This window comes from Paenibacillus barengoltzii NBRC 101215 (assembly GCF_004000745.1).
GTDB classification, from domain to species: domain Bacteria; phylum Bacillota; class Bacilli; order Paenibacillales; family Paenibacillaceae; genus Fontibacillus; species Fontibacillus barengoltzii.
Genome location: NZ_BILV01000036.1, coordinates 39,569 through 47,839, shown reverse-complemented (window position 1 = coordinate 47,839; position 8,271 = coordinate 39,569). Strand labels below are relative to the sequence as shown.

General features: G+C 53.6%; 7 protein-coding genes. All 7 read left to right on the top strand.

Going from position 1 to position 8,271, the window contains the following annotated elements:
- Nucleotides 1–278: 278 nt before the first annotated feature.
- A complete protein-coding gene (locus PBA01S_RS23330; protein ID WP_371859527.1) occupies nucleotides 279–566 on the top strand; it encodes an HD domain-containing protein in 288 nt (95 codons plus the stop codon).
- On the top strand, nucleotides 541–1,524 hold the full coding sequence (locus tag PBA01S_RS11800; RefSeq protein WP_085169235.1) for a biotin--[acetyl-CoA-carboxylase] ligase: 984 nt from the start codon (nucleotides 541–543) through the stop codon (nucleotides 1,522–1,524). The genes PBA01S_RS23330 and PBA01S_RS11800 overlap by 26 nt, the downstream gene beginning before the upstream one ends.
- A gap of 309 nt (nucleotides 1,525–1,833) precedes the next feature.
- Nucleotides 1,834–2,712, top strand: coding sequence for a 3-methyl-2-oxobutanoate hydroxymethyltransferase (panB, locus tag PBA01S_RS11795; protein ID WP_127576039.1), 879 nt, complete (start codon nucleotides 1,834–1,836; stop codon nucleotides 2,710–2,712).
- Entirely contained in the window at nucleotides 2,709–3,611 is a 903-nt protein-coding gene (panC, locus tag PBA01S_RS11790; protein WP_085169233.1) for a pantoate--beta-alanine ligase, read from the top strand. The genes panB and panC overlap by 4 nt, the downstream gene beginning before the upstream one ends.
- Nucleotides 3,611–3,994: an aspartate 1-decarboxylase gene (gene panD / locus PBA01S_RS11785; protein ID WP_127576038.1), complete on the top strand. Its 384-nt coding sequence runs from the start codon at nucleotides 3,611–3,613 to the stop codon at nucleotides 3,992–3,994. Before panC ends, panD begins: the two co-directional genes overlap by 1 nt.
- A gap of 553 nt (nucleotides 3,995–4,547) precedes the next feature.
- Nucleotides 4,548–5,180 carry a tetratricopeptide repeat protein gene (locus PBA01S_RS11780; protein ID WP_307719247.1) on the top strand — a complete coding sequence of 211 codons (633 nt, stop codon included), beginning with the start codon at nucleotides 4,548–4,550 and terminating at the stop codon, nucleotides 5,178–5,180.
- Between the two features lie 197 nt (nucleotides 5,181–5,377).
- On the top strand, nucleotides 5,378–8,233 hold the full coding sequence (gene dinG, locus PBA01S_RS11775) for an ATP-dependent DNA helicase DinG (RefSeq protein ID WP_127576041.1): 2,856 nt from the start codon (nucleotides 5,378–5,380) through the stop codon (nucleotides 8,231–8,233).
- The last annotated feature ends 38 nt before the right edge of the window (nucleotides 8,234–8,271 follow it).

The window sequence follows — 8,271 nt, the reverse complement described above, 5'->3', positions numbered from 1 at the left end:
TGCCGCTGCTGGCGCCTGCGCCGCCGGCGCTACGCTGGTCGCTGCTGCTGCAGGCGCTGGGCGCCCCGGGCGAGGCGGCTTCCCCGCTGCTCAAAAGCTGGACGTTCCCGAACCGGACCGCCCAAGAGGCGGCTGGGATCGTCCGCTTTGATGAAGCGTGGGAAGCCATCCTGGCCGAGGCGCCAGGCGAGCGCGAGCAGCGGCGCGGCTGGATCGGCCTGCAGGTCGCGTTTGGCCGCGAGACCGCCGCGTGGTGGCTGCACCGCCAGCAGGCGGTGGTGCAAGCGGCCATAGGCGACGATGCGAAGCGGCAGGCCGACCAGGCGATATTGGCACGGGCGGCGGCATGGCACCGCGAGGTGCAAGTACATACGCTGAAGGAGCTCGCCATCAGCGGCGGCGACGTGCTGCAAGCGGCCGGCCGCAAAGGCGGCCCTTGGCTTAGCGAACGGCTAAAGCAACTGTTGATCGCGGTTGCCGCAGGTGAGCTGCCCAACGACCGGGCAACGCTCCTGAAACATGTGGAAACGGTGGTGAAGAATGATGGAAGCAAACCGATTGCTTGACATGCTGCTGGAGCATCCGGGGCAATATATATCTGGCGAGGAGCTGAGCCGCCGGCTGTCGATCAGCCGGACGGCAGTATGGAAGCAAATCGCCAAGCTGCGTGAAGAAGGTTACGAATTTGAATCCGCTCCTCGCAGGGGGTACCGGTTGACTCGGCAGCCTGACAAGCTAAGCCATGCCGGCTTGCTGCATGCCCTCCAGGGGGCGCAGATGTTTGGCAAACGGCTGAAGCTGCTGGACAGCACGCCCTCCACGCAGGAAGAAGTCCGCAGGTTGGCGGAGGAAGGCGCGCCTCATGGTACGCTTGTGCTTGCCGAAGAGCAGACGGCAGGGCGCGGGCGCCAAGGGCGCCGCTGGTATTCACCGCCGGGCAAAGGCGTATGGATGAGCCTGCTGCTGCGTCCCGATCGCCAACCGCTGTCGATTGCACCGCAGTTGACTTTGCTGACCGCTGTAGCGGTTTGCCGCGCGATACGGAAAGTCACGGGTGTGGATGTCGGCATCAAATGGCCAAACGATATTTTAGCCCGCGGCCGGAAGCTGTGCGGCATTATCGTGGAGTCTGCGGCCGAGGATGAGCTGATCCGGTACGCCGTCGCCGGGATTGGCATTGATGTCAATCTGGCAGCCTCCGACATTCCGCCGGAGCTGGAAGCCATCGCGACCTCGTTATTGATCGAAAGCGGGCAGCGGATTGATCGGACAAGCTTGATCGGCGCAGTAGTCAAGGAGCTGGAGCAGCTTTATGCGCTATATATCCAGGAAGGGTTTGCGCCCATCGGCCACTTGTGGGAGGCGCTGTCTGTCACGTTGGGGCGGGAGATCATCGTGCATACGCCAAACGGGGTACTCCAAGGCACGGCAACCGGATTGGATTCGAGCGGCGCATTGCTCTTAATGGATCAGAATGGCCAACATTTCACGATTTTCTCTGGAGAAGTACAACTTGGCGGATGAAAAAATTAACGTAATTTGTTATACTGAGCACAGGAGGCGGTATCGGCATCGTCCTGAACTGCACTCCGGGTGCTTGTCGGAGGTATGAATGTGGTGAAAGTTCAAACCGTCGGCCGACGTTTTGAATGACCACAAATCAAGTTGCGTTGGATTCTGCTCTGAGCCGAAAGAGGACCGAGACAGAAGAACGAGGATGATAACTCACTCTTCTTTGGACTTCGGACCTTTTTAGTGCCAAACTAAAAGGTTTTTTTGTTGTGCGCGTTTTTGGAGGACTCGCACAAAGCCAAACCGAAGGAGATGGATCACATGGCAGGGAAACAAGCTTTAAACATTGTCAAAATGAAAAAAATGAAGCAAGACGGCATTCCGCTCGCGATGATTACCGCCTACGACTATCCGTCGGCTCAACTGGCTGAGGAAGCGGGGGCGGATTTGCTGCTGGTCGGTGACTCGCTGGGCAACGTTGTTCTGGGGTACGATTCGACGATCCCGGTCACATTGGACGATATGGTATATCATAGTCGTTCCGTTGCGCGCGGGGCGCAGCACACCTTCATCGTGGTGGATATGCCGTTTATGACATATCACGGAAGTATTGACGAAACGTTGCGGAACGTTCGCCGTTTAATGCAAGAGGGGCATGCCCACGCCGTCAAAATGGAAGGCGGCGCGGAGATCGCTCCTGCTGTTCAAGCCATCGTGCAAGCCGGGGTACCGGTGCTGGGACACATCGGATTGACGCCTCAATCCGTGAACCAGATTGGCGGTTACCGGGTGCAGGGCAAAGACGCGGCCGATGCCAAGCGGCTCATGGAGGATGCCAAGGCGTTGGAATGCGCCGGTGCCTTCGGGGTTGTGCTGGAGTTGGTCACGGAGGAAGTGGCAACGGCCATCTCCCGCGAATTGAGTATTCCGACCATCGGCATTGGCGCGGGACGCGGTTGTGACGGCCAAGTGCTCGTGTATCATGACGTGTTGAAATATACGGCAGATTACCGGGATAAACGGTTTGTCAAAACCTACGCCGATATCGGCGCACAGATCCGCCAGGGGATTCTAGAATATGTAACGGATGTCAAAAATCGCTCGTTCCCGGCAGAAGAGCATGTTTTCCGCGCGGACCAAGGCGTGCAGGAATCGCTGGGAACTTTGTATGGTAAAGGAAAGGTGGAAGTCCGGTCATGAAGACCTTTGAGAAGATTGTCCCGCTCCGTGAACAGTTGAAGGATGCGCGGTTCACAGCAGCGAAAGAAGGAAAGCAAATCAAAGTTGCGCTCGTGCCAACGATGGGATATTTGCACGAGGGGCATGCCAGCTTGCTGCGCAAAGCACGGGCGGAGAACGATCTGGTGGTGCTGAGCATCTTCGTGAACCCGATCCAGTTCGGGCCGAACGAGGATTTTGAGCGCTACCCCCGCGATCCGGAGAAAGACCTGGCCTTAGCCGAGCGTGAAGGTGTGGATTTCGTCTTTTTGCCCACTGTAGAAGAAATGTATCCTGAGCCAACCCGTACTCACATTAAGGTCGACGGTTTGACTGACGTGCTGTGCGGTGCTTCCCGGCCGGGCCATTTCGACGGGGTCACTACCGTTGTAGGCAAGTTGTTTCATATCGTGCAGCCGGACCGTGCTTATTTCGGGCAAAAAGATGCCCAACAGGTGGCGGTCATTACGCGGATGGTAGAGGATTTGAACTTTGATATCGAAGTGATTCCTTGTCCAATCGTGCGGGAAGCTGATGGATTGGCACTTAGCTCCCGAAATGTATACTTGAGTCCGGAAGAACGGCAGGCAGCGCTTGTTTTATCCCGCAGTCTTGAGGATGCAAGGGCTAAGGCAGAGGGGCAAACTCCTGTTACCGCAGGGGAGCTGCGGGAGGAAATCCGCGAGAAGATCAGCGCTGAACCGCTGGCGAATATCGATTATGTGGAAGTTTCGGATTTTCCGGAATTGTCGCCTTTGGCAGAGGATGAACGTGTTGATGCAGCCGGCCGCCAAAAAGGGGTGTTGATCGCCGTTGCCGTCAAATTTGGAACAACGCGGTTGATCGACAACGTAATTTTAACGAAAAGGGTGAACCCGTAATGTATAGAACGATGATGAAATCGAAAATTCACCGTGCCACCGTGACGGAAGCGAACCTGAACTACGTGGGCAGCATTACTATAGATGAGGATCTGATGGAGGCTGTCGATCTGTTGGAGAACGAGCAGGTTCAAATCGTCAACAACAATAACGGCGCCCGCCTGGAAACGTACGTGATTCCTGGACCTCGCGGCAGCGGCGTGATTTGCTTGAATGGTGCAGCAGCGCGACTGGTGCAACCTGGTGATAATGTCATCATTATTTCTTATGCTCTAATGTCACCGGAAGAAGTCCGCAGCCACAAGCCAACCGTCGTGTTCGTTGACGAAAACAACAAGCCGGTGGAAAAGGCGCATCAAGAACTCCACGCCATGATCCGCTAAATCGGTTGTTTAATAAGGCACCTTCGGCGTAACGAAGGAGCCATAGAAGGAGGGCTCGGCATTTTTGCCGGGCCCTTGGTGTGTTTAAATATGGTGTGTCCGCGTTACACTATACTGATGTCACCGAAATGTATATGATTTTTCGAGTACATTGGGCTGTGAGCAACAACAACCACCGCAATGTACTTGATTTTTCGCACATAATCTGACTGTAGTTCGCAATCCCTCGCCAATATACATGATTTTTCATATAGAATTAGGCGAAATGCCCGGGAAACGCCTAAATGTACATGAAATTTCGAGTACATTCCGCCCCAAGAGGGCAAAAACACCGCATTGTACATGAAATTTCGAGTACATTGGGGTGTAAGCCGCAACAACCGCTGAAATGTACTTGATTTTTCACATACAATTCCACATACAATTCCACATGACCCCCAGAGATCCATCCATCAAAAAGTGTAATTCCTCCCTGCCGGAATGAAATCGTCCCGCGAAACAAAAAATGTACGTAAGGCTCGGACTGATTTCATTTTCGTTAGGGGGGATGCGAATGATGTTTCAGCATGTGTTTGCGGAAATGAATGAGATGTTGGACGAAATCACGAGGAAATACCCCTTGGCTGGCCAAGCCCAGAAGCAGGAACTTGCGAAAAAGTGGAACCTGCTTCAGCATATGAGTGACGGCATTATCGAGGAATGGTTGAGCTTTGAGGAGAAAATGGGATATTTACGCCATGCGTTCCGAAGTCTGGAGTCCAGAGAAATTCCCGATCTTCCTGAATTGGATGACCCCGCCTTTGTGAAAGGTCAAGGATATTACAAGCTGCTGATGTTTCCCCAGGCTTCTGCCCAATTCGAGCAGGTGGTGAAGCAATTTACGGACAGCATGTTAGCCCGGACCTATCTGGGGATGTGCCATCTGCACCTCGAGCAATATGACAAAGCCGCCAAGCATTTCTGGATCGTGCTGGAAAAGGCTGCAAATAAGCGGCTGCGTTCTATTATCTACAACGCGCTGGGGTGTATTGAGGCGCACAAGGGCGTATTTGACAAGGCAAAAGAGTACTTCAAGTTGGCTCACCACCATGATCCGTCCTTACCCGAGCCGTTGGCCAATTTGGAGGCCTGTGCGAACAGTACAGGGAAACTCCATTACGGTCCCGAGTTGACGTCGTTATTGTAGGATTTATCGCTCATTGACTTGGAAATTCACGCACTTATTACGGCATGTTTTGGAAGCGATGCGAACCCCCGCTTACGGCGGCGCATCGCTTGTTTTATTTTGTGATTTTTATTACAGATATGGTTTGTATTAATTTTCAAATTGGCTATCTTCTGTTATGCTGTAAAGAGACTGGAATGAAGGGACATCTAATTGCAATGAAATATGCTGTGCTTGATTTTGAAACGACGGGTAACCAGTCCTCTGATGAAATCATTCAAGTGGGACTTGCCATTATAGAGCCGGATCGATCAATTTCTCAGGTGTATCGTTCCTTCGTTAAGCCGGGCGTACCGATTCCTCCGCTTATTACGGGGTTAACGGGCATTACCGAAGAGGATGTGAAGGATGCGCCAGAGCTGGACGAAGTGATGGTGGAGATGGTTCCACTACTTAACGACGTCGTGTTGGTTGGGCACAATGTAGCGTTTGATTTTAACTACCTGCAGAGCGCCTTGGACAAGACGGGGTATTTGCCGTTTACAGGACGGATTCTGGATACGATGGATTTCCTGAAAATTCTGTTCCCTTCACTGACTTCCTACCAGCTAGGGATGGTGGCGGCGGAGTTTGAGGTGGAGCATGAGCGTCCGCACCAGGCGGACAGTGACGCATTGGCGACAGCGCTGATTTTCCTCAAATGCTTGGAGGAATGTGACCGATTGCCGCTATTGACTTTACAGCGTTTGGCAGATCTGTTTGCCGGTGAGGACAGCGATCTCGGGTGGTTTTTTGATGCCATGGTGCAGGAAAAAGAGCGGGAAGCTTTGCCAAGCGAAGACGGCTATGTCTACTACCGCCAATTCGCCTTGCAGGTGGAAGATTGGCTCGACATCGAAGCGCCAAGGGACAGCACGGAACGTAATCCGCTGGAGAACGTGACCTTCGAGCAGTTTATGGAGCAGGTCCGAGAACGGCTGCGGGAACGATTGCCGCAGTACGAGGAACGGGAAGCTCAGAACATGATGCTACACGAGGTCATGCGAGCTTTTGAGGAAGATAAGCACCTGCTCGTTGAGGCTGGAACTGGGACGGGCAAATCCTTGGGATATCTGCTGCCGGCCATTTACCACAGCGTCAAGAATGAAGAGAAGGTCATGGTGAGCACGCACACGATCAACCTGCAGGAACAGCTTAGAGAGCGCGATGTGCCGTTGTTGACGGAGGTCGTGCCTTTTCCGTTTCGTGCAGCCGTTTTTAAAGGTAGGCAGCATTATTTGTGCTTGCGCAAATTTGAACATAAAATAAATAGAAAAGACTTCTCTACACCTAAAGAAGAGGTGATGACGGCCGCGCAAATGGTCGTATGGCTGACCCAAACAGAAAGCGGCGATGACGAAGAGCTGAATCTCGGCAATCGCGGCGGTGATTTTTGGGAGACAGTGGCCAGTGAGTCGGAATCCTGCTTGGGCCGCTCCTGTCCTTGGTTCCGCAAATGCTTCTATCATCGCGCAAAACACGAAGCCGGTGTCGCGGACGTGGTGATTACGAACCACTCCAAGCTGTTTACAGACATCCAGGCGGGGCATCAGCTGCTGCCGGGCTACGAGCGATTAGTAATCGATGAAGCGCATCATTTAGAGGATGTGGCCGGCAAGCATTTGGGGATTCATATGAAGTATTTTACGGTTGTGCATACGCTGACCCGGCTGTATAAAGACAGCAAGACGGGGCAATTGGCCAACCTCCGCAGCACGCTCGAAGCGTCAGCCGCAGAGAAATCCTCGGATTGGTGTTCGGTCATCGACGGAATCTTCCCTACGCTGGTGGATGTGAAGGAGAGCTGGGACAAGCTCAGCGAGTTGCTGTTCAGCTTAATGCCTGACCGCAGTGACGCCGCCCCTGGTGATCCTGGACAGTTCGTGTACCGGTTGCTGCCGAATCGCAAGCCCAAGGATTGGGAGACGTTGACCGCGCTAGAGAATCAAATTTATGTAGGTCTCGGCGACGTGCTTCGGAAAGGGGAGCGCCTTCTGTCCGAAATCCGAGAAGAGCAGGACGATTATGCAGCGGAGAGCTTGATCACCGATATTAGCGGGTTGTTTAAAGATTTAGCCGGAGAACGGGAAGCGCTTCGCTTCTTCATGAAGCTAGAGAGCGAGGATACCGTCTATTGGATGGAAGCGAACGGGAACTTCCGCAGCCGGTCGCTGCAAATGTATGCGGTGCCGATTGACGTCAGCGCTCAGTTGAAGCAATTTTTCTTCGATCGGAAGAAGAGCGTCGTCATGACGTCTGCGACTTTATCTGTAGATAAATCGTTCCAATATATGATTGAGCAGCTTGGCTTGACGGAGGCAGCGGAAGAGGATCGGCTGATCACCGCGATGCTGCCATCGCCGTTTAATTACCGTGATCAGGCGTTGCTGGTGATTCCGCGCGATTTTCCAAGTGTGAAAGGCAGCGTGGGGGATGATCATTTCATTAACACGCTGGTACAATCGCTGGCGGATGCCGCGGTGGCGACACAGGGGCGCATGCTAGTGCTGTTTACATCGTACAAGATGCTCAGGCAGGTGTATGACCCGCTGAAAGAACGGCTTGCAGCGGAAGGCATCACGGTGATCGGGCAAGGGATGGACAGCGGCAGCCGCACCAAGCTGACCCGGCGCTTCCAAGGGAACAGCGCATCGGTGCTGCTCGGGACAAGCAGCTTCTGGGAAGGGGTGGATATCCCTGGCGAGGCGCTGACCAGTTTAGCAATTGTACGCTTGCCGTTCCAGCCGCCAAACCATCCGCTGGTGGAAGCGAAGAGCGAACGTCTGCAGCGGGAGAAGAAGAATCCATTCATGAAGCTGTCTGTCCCGCAGGCGGTCATTCGCTTTAAGCAAGGGTTCGGACGACTTGTCCGTTCGTCGCAGGATCGCGGCATCGTGATCGTTTATGATACCCGGATCCTGGAATCATATTATGGAAAATATTTCTTATACTCATTGCCAGGACCGAAGATGGAGCATATGCCATTAACTCAAATGGTGCCGCGTATCTCGGAATGGTTAAATCCCGAAGCCTAAGCCGCTTCATAGATCGTAATGGAGAATAGGGGGAACAA